The organism is Caballeronia sp. LZ019, assembly GCF_031450825.1.
Taxonomy (GTDB): domain Bacteria; phylum Pseudomonadota; class Gammaproteobacteria; order Burkholderiales; family Burkholderiaceae; genus Caballeronia.
In genome coordinates this window covers 599,953-616,411 of record NZ_JARTVZ010000001.1, presented here as the reverse complement: position 1 = coordinate 616,411, position 16,459 = coordinate 599,953, and the positions used below count along the sequence as shown (strand labels likewise).

Here is a 16,459-nt window from a genome sequence, read left to right as displayed (position 1 = left end):
CATCAACTCTGCACGACGGCAACGCGATGCTCGACCGCGTGATACGCATCCGACGATGCATGCGCGCCGAACGCAAGGGCAAACGTCGACGCCTGCCGCCCCACTGTGCGCAGCTGCTCGACGACCTTCGGGTCGGAGCACGTATCGGCGGTTTCGAAACGCGTTTCGAGCGTGTTGACGGCCGCGCCGAACGGTGTCGGCCAGCCGCGCAACGCATGCACGATAGAGCGCAGCGATGTCAGCACGGTGCCCGCAGCCTGCCATCCATAAGCCGTCACGATGCTGCCGACCGCGCGGCCATCGAGATACGGGCGATCATCGAGCCGTAGCTCCTCGAGCGTATCGAGCGCGTTCTTCACGAGCCCCGAGATGCCGCCGTGATAGCCGGGCGTCGCGATGATCAACGCGTCCGCGGCGCGAACCGCCTCGATCAGTTCGTGCTGCTCGTCGGTCAGTTCGCGAGTCTCCGGCGCATAGTGCGGCAGGCTGTGCAGGAACGCGCCGCCGAACAACTGCACGCGCGCGCCGGCTTCCTGCGCGCCTTTCAATGCGAAAGCCAGCGCGCGTTCGGTCGACGACGCCGGGCGCGTCGTGCCGCCGATTCCGACGACGAGCGGCCTGCGCGGTGATTGCATCTGGGTCAAGATCGGACTCCCTTGTAATGATGTCGGCCATGTTGCAAGCCCCGAGCCAGCCATCATAACGAGCGGCAACGCGCATCGGAACGCATGAATTGCGCTAAGGATATGCATGGGTGTGGCAGCGTACGCTCGTGCTCGGGCGTTAAGCATCGGCAGTGGATTGCATATCGCAAAGCATTCGTTGGATGCCTGTTCTGCAGGTGTATCTGCACGCGGTATGCTGAAGCCCACGCTTGCAGACACTCGTCCAGAGAGGCTTATGACACACCGTCCCGCACCGACCGATATCGCCATTCATCCGCTGATCGCCGGACGATGGAGCCCGCGCGCCTATGCGGATCGTCCCGTCGCGCACGCGCAGGTCGTCGCGTTGCTGGAGGCGGCGCGCTGGGCGCCGTCTGCGTATAACGTGCAGCCGTGGCGCTTTCTCGTGTTCGAGAAGTCGCAGGACCGCGAGGCGTTCGATCGCGCGTTCGCGTTGCTCGTGCCGTTCAATCAGAAGTGGAACGAGCACGCGCAGGTGTTGATCGCCGTGCTCGCCGATACCCTCACCGGGAAAGGCACGGTCAATCCGAGCGCAAGCTACGACGCCGGCGCCGCAGCGATGGCGCTGCTCTTGCAAGCCCATGCGCAAGACCTCGCCGCTCACGCGATGGGCGGTTTCGACGCGAGCGGACTCAGCAGGGCATTCGCGATTCCCGAGCGCTACACGGCATTGAGCATGATCTCGGTAGCGCATCACGGCGACGCCCAGGCATTGCCCGCCGAACTGGCCGAACGCGAGCTTGCGCCTCGTGCGCGATTGCCGCTCGACGAGATCGCGCGCTTCGGCGCATGGGGCGAAAGCGCATAGCCGCGCGACTCAAGATTGTCGGCACGAAAAACGATAACGCCTGATGAAAGTGCTTTTCAGATCGATGCCGCTCGCGCTGTCGGTCATCCTCGCCGCGTGCGGTGACGCTGGCGATGAGTCAGCAGCGCACGCTTTTCACGTGACTGCATATCCGTAGCATCCTTTCTTCGTTGGGAAGAAGGAATGCCGCTTGTACAGTGACCCTCTCGGCGCATATCGCCTGGACGGTCACCGCATGACGAAATCCTGCTGGTTCAAGCGTTTTTCTTCGACGATCGCGCTCATTGCGGCATTCGCTGCTCCTTCGAGCCGCGCGCATGCCGAAGGCGCCGTGAAGATCGCCGATCAATACGGCATCGGTTCATTGCTGCTGAAAGTGGCGAAGGATCAGAAGCTGATCGAGAAAGAGGGCGCACGCGCGGGTCTGGCCATCGACGTGCAATGGACCACGCTTTCCGGCGGCGCGGCCGTGAACGAGGCGCTGCTGTCCGGTGCGGCGGATATCGCGACGCTCGGCATCGGTCCGCTCATGACCATCTGGGATCGCACGCGCGGGCATCAGGATTTCCGCGCGATATCGGCGCAAAGCGCGGTGCCGGTGTACCTCGTATCGAACGATCCGCACATCCGCAGCATCAGGGATATCGGCGAAAAAGACCGCATCGCCGTGGTGTCGGTCGCGGTATCGCAGCAAGGGCGGCTGTTGCAGATGGCGTCCGCGCAGGCTTTCGGAGACGCGCACTACGCGCGGCTCGATCGCTTCGAAGTGAACATGCCGCATGCGGACGCCACGACCGCGATGCTGTCGGGCAGTTCCGTGATCGACCTGCATTTCTCGAACGCGCCGTATCAGTACCAGGAACTCGACGATCCGAAGATCCACAAGGTGCTGAGTTCCACCGACATACTCGGCGGGCTGGCGACGAGCAGTGTCGCGGTTACATCGGACAAGTGGCGGCGCGACAATCCGAAGACCTACGCCGCCGTGCGCGCGGCGCTTGCAGACGCAGCGAAGCTCATTGCAGCCGACAAGGCACAAGCAGCAGCCATCTACATTCGGCAGGACGGCTCGAAGCTCTCGCCCGCGTTCGTCGAACGCATTCTCAGCGACAAGGAAGTGAGCTTCGCCACGACGCCGAACAACACGCTCCCGCTCGGCGCGTTTCTCTCCAAGGTCGGCGTCATCAAGCACGAACCGAAGACGTGGCGCGACTACTTCTTCGCCGACGATCCCGCCGCGCCCGGCAGCTGAGGCCGAGCGCCATTCCATCATTCGAACGGAGACATATCAGTGAACGCAGCCGTTGTCGTCAACGAGCATGAGGCCGGTGTGAAAGTCAGTCCGCTGTCCGCGCATATCGGTGCGGAGATTAGCGGCGTCGATCTCAGGAAAACGCTGTCGCGTGCGCAAGTTGACGCGATTCGCGCCGCGCTTTTGAAGTGGCGTGTCGTGTTCTTCCGCGAACAGTTTCTCAGCCACGACCAGCACGTCGCGTTTTCTGCACAGTTCGGAGAGCTGACGGTCGGGCATCCGGTGTTCGGTCATGTCGATGGGCACCCGGAGATCTACTCCATCTCCAAGTTTCGCAAGGCGACGCGCTTCGAAGGGCAGGCGTTGCTGCGTCCGTGGACCGGGTGGCATACGGATGTCACCGCGGCCGTCAATCCGCCGTTCGCGTCGATCCTGCGCGGCGTGACCATTCCGCCCTACGGCGGCGATACGCAGTGGACCAATCTCGTCATCGCGTACGAGAAGTTGTCCGCGCCGTTGCGGGCCTTCGTCGATGGCTTGCGTGGCGTGCATCGCTTCGCGCCGCCGCAGGGCGCAAGCGGCACCGAAGCGTTCTCGAAGGCCGTCAACGATCGCACGCTGGTGAGCGAGCATCCGCTCGTGCGCGTGCATCCGGAGACGGGCGAGCGGGCGCTCTATGTGAGTCCGGGCTTTCTAAAGCATATCGTCGGGCTCGCGCCGCGCGAGAGTCAGGTCTTGCTCGAACTCTTGTGGGAGCACGTGACGCGGCCCGAGTTCACCGTGCGCTTCAAGTGGGAGGCGGGCAGCGTCGCGTTCTGGGACAACCGCACGACCGCGCATCTCGCGCCGACCGATATCTTCGATCTCGACTTCGATCGCCAGCTTTATCGCACGACGCTCGTCGGCGACGTGCCGGTCGGGCCGGATGGCCGGGCGTCCGTCGCAATACAGGGGACGCCCGTCGGCGCTGCCGCCGCAGTCGCGTTGAACTAGCCTCAGGCCAGCGCAACCACCGCGATCTCGACCAGCAGCTCGGGCGCGGCGAGCTTCGCCTGCACCGTGGCGCGCGTGGGCGCGTGGCCTTGCGGCACCCATGCGTCCCACACTTCGTTCATGCCGGCGAAGTCGCGATCGATATCCGCGAGCCATACCTGCGCGGAAACGAGGCGGGTCTTGTCGATGCCCGCTTTCTCGAGAAACGCGTCGATCTTGTCCAGTACCTTCGCGGTTTGAACCTTCACATCGGGCGTGTGATCGGCGGAAGTTTGTCCGCCGATGAACACGAGGCCCGCCGCCTTGACGACGCGGCTCATGCGCTGGTTGGTTTCGATGCGTTGGATGTCGGTCATGCATGTACTCCAGTTGAGTTACCGTTAGTGAGTCGCGAGATGCAGCGCGTTCGCTTTCGAATCGTTCGGAATCCGATTGAATCGGTCGACCGCGAAGGCATCGAGTGAAATGGACGGCGCGCCGTCGAGCATCAATTCCGACATGAGCTTGCCGCAGCCCGGTCCCAACTGGAAGCCGCTGCCGCAATAGCCGAAGGAGTAGTACAAATTCGACGCCTTGCGGCTCGCGGAGATCACCGGCAGTTCGTCTTCGGTGAAAGCCTCGACACCGGCCCATGCGCGATTCACGCCGAGATGACGCAAGTGCGGAAAGAGATCCGTGACCGTCCGCGCGCTGCGCACGAGGCGCATGAAGTCCACTTCGCCATGCCGGTTCGAGAGTTCCGCGATCCCGATCAGCTTTCCGCCGATGACCACGGTGCCATTGTCGAACTGCTTGAAGGAGAGCGGCCTGCCCGTCGCGCCGAGCGTCGCACGGCAGAATGGCGCGACGCGATGCGTGACCATCAGCATCAGCCCTTCCGGATGTACCGGCACGGGTTCGCCGACTTGCTTCGCAAGCTCGCCCGACCACGCGCCCGCCGTGACGAGCAGCTTCTCCGCGCTGAAAGCGCCGTGCGGCGTATGAGCGAACCAGCGCGTACCCCGCTGTTCGATGCGGCGCACCGGCGTGCCTTCCAGAAACCGCGCGCCGAGCTTTTGCGCTGCGAGCCGGAACGCCGTCGTCGTGCGAAAGGGCAGCGCATAGCCATCGCGTTCGACCCATATGCCGCCCGTCACGTGCCGCGCGAGCGCCGGTTCCAGTTCCAGCACCGTCTCGCGGTCGATCACCTTCTCATGCGTGAAACCGTGAGATTCCAGCAGCGCGACGCGCTTGCGGCAATCTTCGAGTTCTTCGTCGGTTTCCGCGATCTTCAGTTGTCCGGATGGAACGAAGCCGCCGTCCTCGCCGATGAGTTCGGTCATGCCATGCCATATTTCGCGCGACATCAACGCAAGCGGGATTTCCGGCAACGGACGCCCGAGCGTTCGCACGCCGCCTGCATTCACGCCCGACGAATGGCGCGCGACATAATCCGCTTCGAGCACGACGGCCTTCACGCCGCGCCGCGCCAGATGAAGCGCGCTGCTCGTGCCGTGCAGGCCGCCGCCGATCACGAGCACATCGGCTTCCTGTACCGCGCGTGCGTCATTCACCGGCGAGTTCTCCGAGCGTGAGCGGCTTGATCGGCGGACGAATGCGGTAGTAGCCGACATCGGCGGGCGAGACGCGCCGCGCATCCGCGATCACTTCCGTCACCGTGAGACCGCACATGCGGCCCTGGCACGGACCCATGCCGCAACGCCCGAAGGACTTCGCCTGATTCGGTCCGACGCATCCCAGCTCGACGAACTTGCGCAGCTCGCCTGCGGTGACTTCCTCGCAGCGGCACACGATGGTTTCGTTGCTCGGAATGCGGTTGACATCGCGCGGACGATACAGGCTGTCGAGAAACGGACGAATGCGCAGCACGCCCGCGAGCGCACGCCGCGTCGCGGTGGCTTCCGCATCGCGCTTCGCGTTGCCGATCGCGCCGAGCTGCGCGGCAACGGCCAGTCCCGCCAGCGTGCCCTGCAAGGCCGCCGCCTGCGCTCCGCCGATACCCGCGCCATCGCCCGCGACGAAGATGCCGGGCACGTCCAGCTCGCCCCATTCGTCGGCCTTCGGCGTGAAACAGAGCTGGGCATCGTCCCATCGGTGCGATGCGCGCAGCGCCTGCGTGAACTGCGTATTCGGCACGACGCCCTGATGCAGCAGGATCACGTCGGCCTCGATGCGATGCGTCGCGCCCTGCGTCGTGAAGCTCAGCGCAGCGGCGCGCTCCACGTTGTCCGCGCCGATGCGCGCTTCCACGCGCAGATCGTCGGCGGCTTCGAAGATCGGCACCCCGGCCTCACGCAATGTGCGGATCAGTTGGAGGCCCTTCGATAGAAACGGCCACGCGCGCAACGCCGACAGCATGTGACGCTTCGCGCGCCAACGATCCTCATGGCGCGTGGTATCGACGAGTGCGCGGATCGGCACGCCGGCGCGCACGTATTGCCAGCCGAGCAGATAGAGCAGCGGTCCGCAACCCGCGAGCACCGGCGGCGCGGCAGGCACTTCGCCCGCGCTCTTCAGAAGGATTTGCGCGGCGCCTGCCGTCAGCACGCCGGGCAGGGTCCAGCCGGGAATCGGGAACGGACGTTCGAGCGCGCCGCTCGCGAGAATCACTCGCTCGGCGTCGAAGCTGCCGATCTTTCCGTCCTTCAGATAATTGACGCCGCGTTCGCGTGTGACTTGCCACACGGTCGCATGGGTCACATGACGCGCGCCGGATGCGGCGAAGGCCTGCGCGATGCCCGCGCCCGCCGCATAGTCGGGGCCGAGTATCTGCTTGCGCTCTGCATCGGCTTTCACGATGCCGCGATAAATCTGCCCGCCGACGGCGTCCTGTTCATCGATCAGCACGGTTTTCAGGCCCGCGCGCGCGGCGATCGTCGCCGCGCTCATGCCGGCGGGGCCCGCGCCGACGACGACCACATCGACGGCTTCGGATGCGAAATCAGCGGCCATGCGCGTTCTCCAGAGGGGCATCGGTCAGATCCATCGGCGGCAGGTCGCGTGCGCCTTCCTGCGAGCGAATCCGCATGCCGGCCTTCACTTCCACCATGCAGCTTTGCCGGCTCGGCACGCCGTCGATCTCGACGAGACATTCGAAGCACGCGCCCATCATGCAGTACGGCGCGCGCGGCGCGCCCGAGACCGGCGTCGCACGAAAGCGCGACACGCCCGCCGCCAGCAGCGCGGCCGCCACCGAGCGCCCGCCCGGCACGGACAAACGCTGATCGTTGAACCAGATGTCGATGGCCGCGCCCGCGCCCGTGCCCGCGAGCGGCTTGAACAACGTTGTGTGTGAAGTCATGTCGGTTCAGTGTGCGAGTGTCAGTTGTTCGGCGTTGTCGAAGCGGCGCGCGGAGAACGTGGGCAATTCGTCGGGCATCGGCGCACCCATGACCCACGGCGCGATGCGCATCACATGCGCGGCGGCGAGCGTCACGCCGCTATGACAGGTGACGACGAACGCGCCGGGATGCGCTTCCGATTCGTTGTAGATCGGAAAGCCGTCGGGGCTGTAGACGCGCAGTGCGGCCCACATGCGCACGAGCCGTACGTTTTGCAGCATTGGAAAGGCGCGCACGCCGCGACGCGCGATGTCGGCGAGCACGTGCGTCGTCGTGAAATCGTTGAAGCCGACTTCTTCCATCGAATCGCCGAACTGCAGGCTGCCTTCGTCGGTCTGTCGCACGTTGAGCGTCGGGTAATGAAGGAACGGCGCGACGCGCTCGCTGACCAGCACTTGCCCGCGATTCGGCGCGACCGGCGCATTCAGTCCGACGAACGGCGCGAGCGTGCGATTGCCGAGGCCCGCCGCCAGCACCACGCGTCCCGCGCGATAGACGCCGCGTTTCCCGTGCACGACGAAGCCGTTCGCCTGCGGCTCGATGCGCTCCGCGCGTTCGCCCGATACGAGCCTCACGCCGCGCGCCTGCATCGCGACATGCAGCGCGCGCAGCAGCTTGAGCGGATTGACGTGGCCGTCCATCGGCGTATAGCTCGCGCCGAGCACGGCGGGGCCGATCTGCGGAATGCGCGCGCGCACGTCGGCGGCATCGAGCATTTCGTAGGGGTAGTCGCCGAGTTCGGCTTGTAGCGTCGAGAGGCGCTTCTCGCGTTCGGCGAGTTCGTCGTCGGTAAAGCAGAAGTGAAAGCCGCCCGGCTGCTTCAACGCCACGTCGATGCCGGTTTCCTGGAGCAACGCCTCCGCGAGTCCGGGCCAGCGCGTGGCCGAACTGCGCGACCAGCGTGCGTAAGGCGAAAGACCGTAGCCCTTGCCCTGAATCCACACGAGGCCGAAGTTGCCGCGCGATGCGCGAAAGCCGCCGTCGTCTTCGTCGAGCACGGTTACGCGCGCGCCTTCGCGGGCAAGGCCGTAAGCCACGGCGGAACCGACGAGGCCGCCGCCGGCGACGATCACATCGGCGGTGCTTGCTTGTGTCATCGCGCTTCTCCGATCAGGATGCGGTCGAGTCCGACCATGCGGTCGAGCAGAATCATCAGGAGCACCGTGCCGACGATCAGCACCGCCGACACCGACGCGACGAGCGGATCGATCGTCTGCGCGATCTGGTTGTACATGGCGACGGGCAGCGTCGTGGTGCCGGGCGTCGCGACGAAGATCGTCATCGTGAGCTCGTCGAAGCTCTGAATGAACGACAGCACCCAGCCGCCGGCGACGCCGGTGCGGATCATCGGCAGGACCACGCGGCGAAACGCGGTGAAGCGGCTCGCGCCACACGAGAGCGCGGCGCGCTCGGCATCGCGATCGAGCCCGACCGCCGACGACAACGCGAGCCGCAGCGCATACGGCAGCACGATGACCACGTGCGCGCAAACCAGCGACCAGAACGATCCCGACAGGTGCAGCAGCGACAGGAACCGCAGGAACGCGATGCCGAGCACGACCGCGGGAATCATCATCGGCGAGAGAAAGAAGCTCGTGAGCGCGGCGCGGCCGGGGAAGCGATACCGTGCGATGGCGAGCGCGGCGGGCACGGCGAGCAACACGCCGATGGTCGCGGCCGCGAATGCGAGGCGCACCGAGAGCCAGAATGCCGAGACGATGTCGCCGTTCTCGATGATCGCGTGGAACCAGCGCAGCGATGCGCCGTCGAAGGGCATCGAGATGAAGCCCTTGTCGGTGAACGCGACGAGCATCACCACCGCGAGCGGTGCAATGATGAACGTGAGAAAGAAGGCGTTATAGACGAGGCCGAGCATGCCGTTCTGTTTCATGAGGTCCTCTCGCGCTCAGTCGAAGATGTGCTTGAAGCGGCGTTCCGCGAGACGGCTGCATCCCATCACGATCGCCACGTTCGCAATCAGCAGGAGCACCGCGATGCTCGCGCCGAGCGGCCAGTTGAGCGTGCCGAGAAACTCGTCATAGGCGGCGGTCGCGACCACTTTCAGGCGTCGTCCGCCGATCAGCGCGGGCGTCGCGAACGCCGATGCCGACAGCGCGAACACGATGATCGATCCCGACAGCACGCCAGGCATGATCTGCGGCAGCACCACGCGGCGAAACACCGCGAAAGACGAGCCGCCGAGCGAGCGCCCGGCCCATTCCACCTGGCTGTCGAGCTTCTGCATGTTGGCCCAGACGGACATCACCATGAACGGCACGAGCACGTGCGTCAGCGCGATGATCATGCCGGTCATCGTGAAGACGAGGCGGATGGGCTCGTCCGTGATGTGCAGCGCCTGCAGCACGTTGTTCAGCACGCCGTTGTTGCCCAGCAGAATCTGCCAGCCGAGCGTTCGCACGACGACCGAGATCAGGAGCGGCCCGAGCACGATCAGGAGACACAGCGACTGCCACGGCCGCTTCATGCGCGCAAGCACGATGGTCTCCGGCACGCCCAGCACGATCGACAGCAGCGTGACGGCGAAGGCGAGACCCGCCGTGCGCAGGAAGATGGCGCCATAGTACGGATCACTAACGACTTCCCAATAGTTCGTCAGCGTGTAGGTGCTCTGGATGCCGGCCGTATCGCTGAAAACGCGAAACGAGAGCATCAGCGTGAGCAGCAGCGGCACTAGCAACAGGCCGATGAAAAGCAGCAGCGCGGGACCCGACAGCAGCCACGGCGCCGCGCCGGGACGGGCGTCGTCAAGCGTGGCCATGTGCGCCTCCTGCCGTCTCTTGCGTGAGTACGCGCAGGTCGTCGTCGGTCCATGCCAGACCGACTTCATCGCCTTCTTCGGGCGGCGGCGCGCCGTGATTCGGCTGCGCCACACGCAGCTTGCCGAGGTCCGTCTCCACTTCGAGCAGCCATTGATTGCCGACGAAGACACGCGTGCAGATGCGGCCGCGCACCCGGGCATCGCCATTGGCGAGATGCAGTTTCTCGGGGCGGATATAGACGTTCACCGCGCCATCGACATGACGGCCCTCGTGCGGCACGTGCAGCGTCGCGCCCGCGACCGATACCTCCGCGCAGCGCGGATTGCGCCGCAGCACTTCGCCCGCGAACGCATTGGTGCGGCCGAGAAACGTCGATGCGAACGGCGTCGCGGGGCGTTCATAGGCGTCGTACGGCGTGCTCAGTTGCGCGATGGTCCCGCGATGCATCACCGCGATGCGGTCGCTCATGGTCATCGCTTCGACCTGGTCGTGCGTGACGAGAATCGTCGTGATGCCGAGGCGCTTCTGGATCGCGCGCAACTCGATGTGCATCTCCTCGCGCAGCTTGGCGTCGAGGTTCGACATCGGTTCGTCGAGCAGCAGCAGCTCGGGTTCCATCGCGATCGCCCGCGCAATGGCCACGCGCTGCCGCTGCCCGCCCGACAGTTCCTTCGGATAGCGATGCCCGAGGCCGTTGAGCCGCACGAGCGCGAGCGCTTCGGTCACGCGCGCTTCGCGCTCCTTGCGCCTGACCTTGCGCATCTCGAGCCCGAAGCCGACGTTGCCCGCCACCGTCATGTGTGGAAAGAGCGCATAGCTTTGAAACACGACGCCGATGCCGCGCTTCTCCGGACGCTCGTGCGTGATGTCGCGGCCGTCGAGCATGATGCGCCCGGTGCTCGGCGTGACGAAGCCCGCGACCATCTGCAGCGTCGTCGTCTTGCCGCAGCCCGAAGGCCCGAGCAGCGACAAGAACTCGCCGCGTTCGACCGAAAGATCGAGTTGCTCGATCGCGGTGAAATCGCCGTAGCGTTTCGAAATGCCCTGCAAAGTCAGGAAGGCCATGCGCCTTGCTCCTTCATCGAATCACGTGCACGAGGCGGGTAGGGGGATCAGCGTTCGACCGAACGATTCCAGCGCTCCGTCCATTCCGTGCGATGCTGATTGATGCTCGTCCAGTCCATCGCGGTCAGCTTGCCGATCTGCTCGGGACCGTAAGGCACGCGCGCGGCGATCTCCGGCGTGAGCTTGACCGTCTTGTTGACGGGACCGAGACCGATGGCTTGCGCCTGCATCGTCTGCACTTCCGGGCTCAGCAAGTACTGCACGAATTGCTGCGACAGCTGCGGCTGCGCGTTCTCGGCGAGGGTGCATGCGGCCACTTGCAGCGCGACCGCGCCTTCCTTCGGGTAGATGAACTTGAGCGGAAAGCCCGTGTTTTGCAGGGCCACCGCGCGTCCGCTGCCGTACGGCGCGAGAATCACGTCGCCCGATTGCATCTGGCCGTCCATCTCACCGGGCGTCGGCGCCCACGAGAGGACGTTCGGCGCGACCTGCTTCGTCATCGCGGAAAAGCCCGGATCGATATTCTTCTCGCCGCCGCCGTTCATGCGCGCGAGCATCACGAGGGTATGCAGCCCATAAGTGTTGGTGATCGGCGGCACGCCCAGCTTGCCCTTGATGCGTGCGTCCGAGAGCACCTTCCATGAATCGGGCGGCGGCAGGCCGGCCTTCTTGAAGGCTTCCTCGTTATAGCCGATGCCCGTTGCCACCATGCCGACGCCGACCGCGGTCGGTCCGAGCTTCGCGAGCGGATACAGGTCGTTCATCACGGGCGCGTCTTCGACCTTCGCGCACAGGCCGAGCTGCATCGCCTGATACATGGGGCCGTCGTCCATCACCGCGACGTTGATCTGCTGATGCCCTTTCTGCGCCTGGAGTTTCGCGAGCGTATCGCTCGAATTGCCCGCGACGTAGACGATCTTCACGTTATGCGCCTTCTCGAACGGCGGAATCACCTTCTGCCGATACAACTGCTCGTTCGAGCCGCCGACGTTCGCGACATAGAGCGTGGTTTCGGCGTGCGCGAGAAGCGGGGCAAGGGGGGCAGCCAGCGAAAGCGCCGCGACGGCGGTGCGGGCAGGGGCGGAAAGACGGCGATGCAGCGCTCTCTTCATGACGACGATCTCCAGTACCGGTATGTGTGGGGCGGGCTTCTAAACCTGTCGTTGTGATGCAGTGTCGCGCCGGCGTGTCATATCGTCCAATACGAATAAAATACGTATCCATGCAGGAATGATATGGGTCATGGTTGTTCCGCTCAGGGAAAACGCGAAGGAAAGCACGCATGAATCTGAAGCACATCGAGGCGTTTCGCGCGGTGATGGTCTCGGGATCGATGACGGCCGCCGCCAAGGCGCTCTTCACGTCGCAGCCGAACGTGAGCCGCCTGATTTCCCAGCTCGAACGCGATACGGGCCTGCAGCTCTTTCAGCGCAGCGGCGTGCGTCTGATACCGACGAGCGAAGGCACGGCGTTCTTTCGCGAAGTCGAGCGCGCGTTCGTCGGCTTGCAGGGACTGGCGAACGCGGCCGCGCAGATACGCAATCTCGGCAGCGGACGTCTGCGCATCGCGGCGATGCCGTCGGCGGGCATGACGCTCGTGCCGCACGCCATCAAGCGCTTCGTCGCGCAGTTTCCGGAGGTCACGGTGTCGCTGCACGTGAACACGTCCGGCACCGTGAATCACTGGACCGCATCGCAGTTCTGCGACCTCGGCGTCGCGGTGTATGTCAGCGAGGCATCCGATTGCGAGGTCGAGCAGCTATCGAACGTGGCGGCTGTATGCGTGATGCCCGCTTCGCACCGGCTGGCGGCCAAGCGCAGCATCCGGCCCGAAGATCTCGAAGGCGAATCGTTCATATCGTTGTGTCACGGCGACGGCACGCGCGCATTGATGGACGAGGTTTTCCAGCGCGCCGGTGTCGAGCGCGTGCTTGCGATAGAAGCGCAGTACACCGCGATAAGCTGCGAAATGGTCCGGCACGGCATGGGCGTGACGCTCGCGCATCCGATCGTCGCGCGGGACTTCGCGGGGCCGGATATCGCCATTCGTCCGTTTCTTCCGGCCACGCGTTTCCCGACTTATCTGTTGTTTCCGCCGCATCGGCCGCGTGAAAGGCTCACCTTGGCGTTCGTCGAGATTCTTCGTGAACTGCATGGCGAACTGCTCGCGGAAGTCGTCCCGCCGCGGCGCGGCGCGCGGACATCGCGCTGAGACTGCTGCCGTATGTTTTCGCGGGCGAATACAGTGGCCGCCTGCGACGGCATCCCTTGCGCCGCGCCGTCGTTTTCGCGCAGGCAGGCGTGCGCGCATTGATCTGGATCAACGCTCTCGGGCGTCGCGGCGGGAACACTGGAAGCGTCGGCCGCGGCGCATGTGCCGCTCGCTTCTCATCGTCCTGCGAGGGCTCCTCATCATGGACATCACGTTTCCGGGCGCCACACCCGTCTATCAGGGCGACGAACCCGCGCTCGTGTTCGAGGCCATCGCGGGCGGCGAGCGGGTTCGATGCACGATATCGGCGGAGGCGCTGAAGGATCATTTCGGGGCCGCGTCCTCACGAGAGGACGACTTGCAGCGCGCGTTCGAGCGCAATCGCGCCGCCATCGAAGGGGCCGCCGAACAATTGCTCACGAGCGTCGGACGCAAGCCGGTGATGCTTCGCAGCGGCTATTTCCGCTTCAGCGACGCAGTTCCCGCGAATCTTAGGACGCACCGCCGCGCGGACTCATCGAGCCATGAACATGCGTTGCCGCCCGAACCCGCGTTGCCGGAATCGCCGCCGTCGAAGCGGGAGCGTCGCGCGGGAAGAAATCCGCATGGAGCCGGATGATGCGTGCGATGTGCTTCGACGCAAACGCGCCGGCCTGCACGTATCGCGATCGGCAGGTATCGACGGATAACGCTTCGCATCTCGTGCGCCGTTGACGCATGTCAACGCCTGACATCGGGCGAGGCGTATCGTGATAGGCGAAGGCGGCATCGTTTCGATCAACTGATGATTCACCCTACCGGAGCCCATCATGCAAGCACGCGATGTGATGACCTCGACGCTCGTTTCCGTCACGCCGGACACGACCGTTCATGAGCTGGCGAAATTGCTGGTCAGGCACCGCATCAGCGGCGCGCCGGTCGTCGATGAGAACCAGCATGTGGTCGGCATGGTCAGCGAAGGCGACCTGCTTCATCGCAGCGAGACGGATACCGAGAAGCGCCAGGGCAGGCGTTCGTGGTGGCTCGACCTGATCGGCTCGGATGGCGCGGCGGATTACGTGAAGTCACATGCGCGCACGGTCGGCGAGATCATGAGCCGCGACGTGGTGTGCGTGCAAGAGGACACTTCGCTTGCCGAGATCGCTTCGGTGCTGGAAACGCGTCATATCAAGCGCGTGCCCGTGTTGCGCGATCACCGGCTCGTCGGCATCGTGAGCCGCTCGAATCTCGTGCAGGCGCTCGCGTCCGTGCCGGCGCCGGTGGCGGAGAGCGCTCAGGGTACATCGGCAAGCGACAAGGAGATTCGCGCGATGCTGATGGGCGAACTGGCGGCGCGCGGCTGGGCGTTTCCGGGCCGCAATATCGTCGTGCGCAATGGCGTCGTGCACTTGTGGGGCACGGTGTGGTCCACGGATCAGCTCGATGCGATGCGTATCGCCTCCGGAAATATCCCCGGCGTGAAGCGCGTGGAGGATCACACGATTCCGTATCCGATCATGCCTGGCGTCTGACGCTGACGTGGCTCAGCCGTGCGCGGGCGGGTGCGTGACGATCGACGTCAGTTCCGCCACCGGTTCGCGCAAGGTATCGAGATCGGGCGTCGGGCGCCGGAATGCATCATCGTCCGCGATTGCCGCTTGGAGGGCTTCCGCGATGTCGAGCAAACGCGCATCCGCGCGCGCCGGGCCGATCAGTTGCAAGCCGAAAGGCATGCCCGCATGATCGACGCCGCATGGCAAGGACATCGCCGGGTTCGTCATCAGCGATACGACGTAAGTCAGGCCGAGCCAGCGATAGTACGTGTCGAGCGGCTCGCCGTTGATGGCGTCGAGATGCCATTGCGACCAGGGAAAGGGCGTGATGGGCGTCGTCGGCGAAAGCACGATGTCGTAGCGTTCGAAATGCTGCTGGAATCGCCGGTAGAGCGTCGTCTGCGTGGCGTGCGCCCGGACGACGTCGGCGAGCGTCATGGCGATGCCCATCTCATAGTTCGCGCGCGTGTTCGGTCCGAGCAGCGACGGATCGCGTTCGTATGTCTCGCGGAACTGCGCGATGAAGTTCTGGGCGCGGATTACATCGAACGAGCGGTGCACATCGGTCATGTCGATGCTGACGGGCTCGCAGACATCGACGTAATGCGCCAGCTTGCCGACCTTCGCGCGGAACGTGGCGCGCGACGCGTCATCCACTGCGCAAGCGCCGAAGTCCTCCGTGATGCCGATACGCAGGGCGCCGATATCGACGTGCCGGCGCTGCGCGATCGTATTCACGTCCACTTCATAGCTGAGCGGATCGCGCACGTCGAAGCCTGCCTGCGCGGCGAGCAGAAGACGCGTATCCGCCACGGTGCGCGCCATCGGGCCGCTTACCGTGAGGGGCGTCCAACCGAGTTCCCGGCGATCGCCCGGCACGAGTCCCGGCGACGGACGAAAACCCACGACGCCGCATAGCGCCGCTGGAATCCGCAGCGAACCGCCGGTGTCCGAGCCGGTGCAAAGCGGCAGCATGCCGGTGGCGAGCGCGACAGCCGACCCGCCGGACGATCCCCCTGCGTTCAGCAAGGGCGCAAAGGGATTGCCCGTTGCGCCCCGCACGACGTTACGCGTGTTCGCGCCCGCGCCCATCTCGGGCGTGTTCGTCTTTGCCGTGACGATCGCGCCTGCCGCGCGGATGCGCGCGACCATCGCGTTGTCGTGTTCGGGAATGTGGGTGCGATAGAGGGGCGAGCCGTAGGTGGTGAGCACGCCCGCCGTTTCCTCCAGGTCCTTTATGCCGATGGGCAAGCCATGCAGCAGGCCAAGCGGCTCGCCGTGCATGACGGCCGCTTCCGCGCGATGCGCTTCGACCCGCGCACGTTCGAAGCAGCGCGCGGCCAACGCGTTGACGGCGGGGTTGACTGCTTCGATGCGCGCGATGCACGCGTCGAGCAATTCGACCGGCGAGACTGTGCGATTGCCGATGAGTGCGCGTGCATCGACGGCGGAAAGGGAAACGAGCGAGTCTTGCGTCATGTTCGAAGGGCGTGTGCGCTTGTTCGGTATGCAGCAGTATGGCGTCCATGCCCGTATCGGGCAACCGGGCGCTCCGCCTCCCTACTTCAATGACGGCTCGACATCTCGCCTGACCACGGCGAAGCTCAGCGCAATCGATCCGCCTGCGGGGCGGTCGTGCGTCCGTGCCTCCGCGACCTGGATGCGCCGCGGGCGCGTCGCGGGCTTAGGCACTTCGCGCGCAGCGGCCGCATCGGCAGGACGCTTCTGCTTTTCGGATGACATATCACGCTACCTCGGACGAAAGTTCAGGCAGCCATTGAACGTCGCCG

The 16,459-nt window shown here is 65.1% G+C and carries 16 protein-coding genes and 1 pseudogene; 6 read left to right on the top strand and 11 right to left on the bottom strand.

Annotated elements, in window-relative coordinates; genetic code table 11:
* Positions 1–2 precede the first annotated feature (2 nt).
* A complete protein-coding gene (locus P9255_RS02750) occupies positions 3–635 on the bottom strand; it encodes an NAD(P)H-dependent oxidoreductase (RefSeq protein WP_309768938.1) in 633 nt (210 codons plus the stop codon).
* Positions 636–900: 265 nt separating this feature from the next.
* Between P9255_RS02750 and P9255_RS02745 the strand changes: the two genes are divergently transcribed.
* The 3 genes from P9255_RS02745 to P9255_RS02735 all read left to right on the top strand — a co-directional run bounded on the left by P9255_RS02745 (position 901) and on the right by P9255_RS02735 (position 3,739).
* On the top strand, positions 901–1,494 hold the full coding sequence (locus P9255_RS02745) for a nitroreductase family protein (protein ID WP_309768761.1): 594 nt from the start codon (positions 901–903) through the stop codon (positions 1,492–1,494).
* A 235-nt stretch (positions 1,495–1,729) separates the two neighbouring features.
* On the top strand, positions 1,730–2,746 hold the full coding sequence (locus tag P9255_RS02740; protein ID WP_309768760.1) for an ABC transporter substrate-binding protein: 1,017 nt from the start codon (positions 1,730–1,732) through the stop codon (positions 2,744–2,746).
* A gap of 39 nt (positions 2,747–2,785) precedes the next feature.
* Positions 2,786–3,739 carry a TauD/TfdA family dioxygenase gene (locus P9255_RS02735; protein WP_309789110.1) on the top strand — a complete coding sequence of 318 codons (954 nt, stop codon included), beginning with the start codon at positions 2,786–2,788 and terminating at the stop codon, positions 3,737–3,739.
* Positions 3,740–3,741: 2 nt separating this feature from the next.
* Here P9255_RS02735 and P9255_RS02730 read toward each other — a convergent pair whose 3' ends face one another.
* Genes P9255_RS02730 through P9255_RS02690 form a run of 9 tightly spaced genes read right to left on the bottom strand, consistent with a single transcriptional unit; the run spans position 3,742 to position 12,037 of the window.
* A complete protein-coding gene (locus tag P9255_RS02730) occupies positions 3,742–4,095 on the bottom strand; it encodes a RidA family protein (protein WP_309768758.1) in 354 nt (117 codons plus the stop codon).
* Positions 4,096–4,119: 24 nt separating this feature from the next.
* Positions 4,120–5,292, bottom strand: a complete 1,173-nt coding sequence (locus tag P9255_RS02725; protein ID WP_309768757.1) for an FAD-binding oxidoreductase — start codon at positions 5,290–5,292, stop codon at positions 4,120–4,122.
* On the bottom strand, positions 5,285–6,691 hold the full coding sequence (locus tag P9255_RS02720; protein WP_309768756.1) for an NAD(P)/FAD-dependent oxidoreductase: 1,407 nt from the start codon (positions 6,689–6,691) through the stop codon (positions 5,285–5,287). The genes P9255_RS02725 and P9255_RS02720 overlap by 8 nt, the downstream gene beginning before the upstream one ends.
* Complete coding sequence (locus tag P9255_RS02715; RefSeq protein WP_309768755.1) at positions 6,681–7,040, bottom strand: (2Fe-2S)-binding protein; 360 nt, start codon at positions 7,038–7,040, stop codon at positions 6,681–6,683. Before P9255_RS02715 ends, P9255_RS02720 begins: the two co-directional genes overlap by 11 nt.
* Positions 7,041–7,046: 6 nt before the next feature.
* Positions 7,047–8,177 (bottom strand): FAD-dependent oxidoreductase, encoded by a 1,131-nt coding sequence (locus tag P9255_RS02710; RefSeq protein WP_309768754.1) that lies wholly within the window; start codon positions 8,175–8,177, stop codon positions 7,047–7,049.
* Positions 8,174–8,971: an ABC transporter permease gene (locus tag P9255_RS02705; protein ID WP_309768753.1), complete on the bottom strand. Its 798-nt coding sequence runs from the start codon at positions 8,969–8,971 to the stop codon at positions 8,174–8,176. The genes P9255_RS02710 and P9255_RS02705 overlap by 4 nt, the downstream gene beginning before the upstream one ends.
* A 15-nt stretch (positions 8,972–8,986) precedes the next feature.
* The gene (locus tag P9255_RS02700) at positions 8,987–9,859 is read right to left on the bottom strand and encodes an ABC transporter permease (protein ID WP_309768752.1); all 873 of its coding nucleotides are present in this window, start codon (positions 9,857–9,859) and stop codon (positions 8,987–8,989) included.
* Entirely contained in the window at positions 9,846–10,925 is a 1,080-nt protein-coding gene (locus tag P9255_RS02695) for an ABC transporter ATP-binding protein (protein ID WP_309768751.1), read from the bottom strand. Before P9255_RS02695 ends, P9255_RS02700 begins: the two co-directional genes overlap by 14 nt.
* A 47-nt stretch (positions 10,926–10,972) precedes the next feature.
* Positions 10,973–12,037 (bottom strand): ABC transporter substrate-binding protein, encoded by a 1,065-nt coding sequence (locus P9255_RS02690; RefSeq protein WP_309768750.1) that lies wholly within the window; start codon positions 12,035–12,037, stop codon positions 10,973–10,975.
* Between the two features lie 170 nt (positions 12,038–12,207).
* Between P9255_RS02690 and P9255_RS02685 the strand changes: the two genes are divergently transcribed.
* The 3 genes and pseudogenes from P9255_RS02685 (at position 12,208) to P9255_RS02675 (ending at position 14,648) form a co-directional block, all read left to right on the top strand.
* The gene (locus P9255_RS02685) at positions 12,208–13,137 is read left to right on the top strand and encodes a LysR substrate-binding domain-containing protein (RefSeq protein ID WP_309768749.1); all 930 of its coding nucleotides are present in this window, start codon (positions 12,208–12,210) and stop codon (positions 13,135–13,137) included.
* Positions 13,138–13,339: 202 nt separating this feature from the next.
* A pseudogene (locus P9255_RS02680) lies at positions 13,340–13,606 on the top strand (DUF1488 domain-containing protein); the annotation flags it as partial.
* A 340-nt stretch (positions 13,607–13,946) separates the two neighbouring features.
* Positions 13,947–14,648, top strand: coding sequence for a CBS domain-containing protein (locus P9255_RS02675; protein WP_309789109.1), 702 nt, complete (start codon positions 13,947–13,949; stop codon positions 14,646–14,648).
* A 12-nt stretch (positions 14,649–14,660) separates the two neighbouring features.
* On the opposite strand, the gene P9255_RS02670 is transcribed toward P9255_RS02675, so the two are convergent.
* Complete coding sequence (locus P9255_RS02670) at positions 14,661–16,148, bottom strand: amidase family protein (protein WP_309789108.1); 1,488 nt, start codon at positions 16,146–16,148, stop codon at positions 14,661–14,663.
* Positions 16,149–16,459 lie beyond the last annotated feature (311 nt).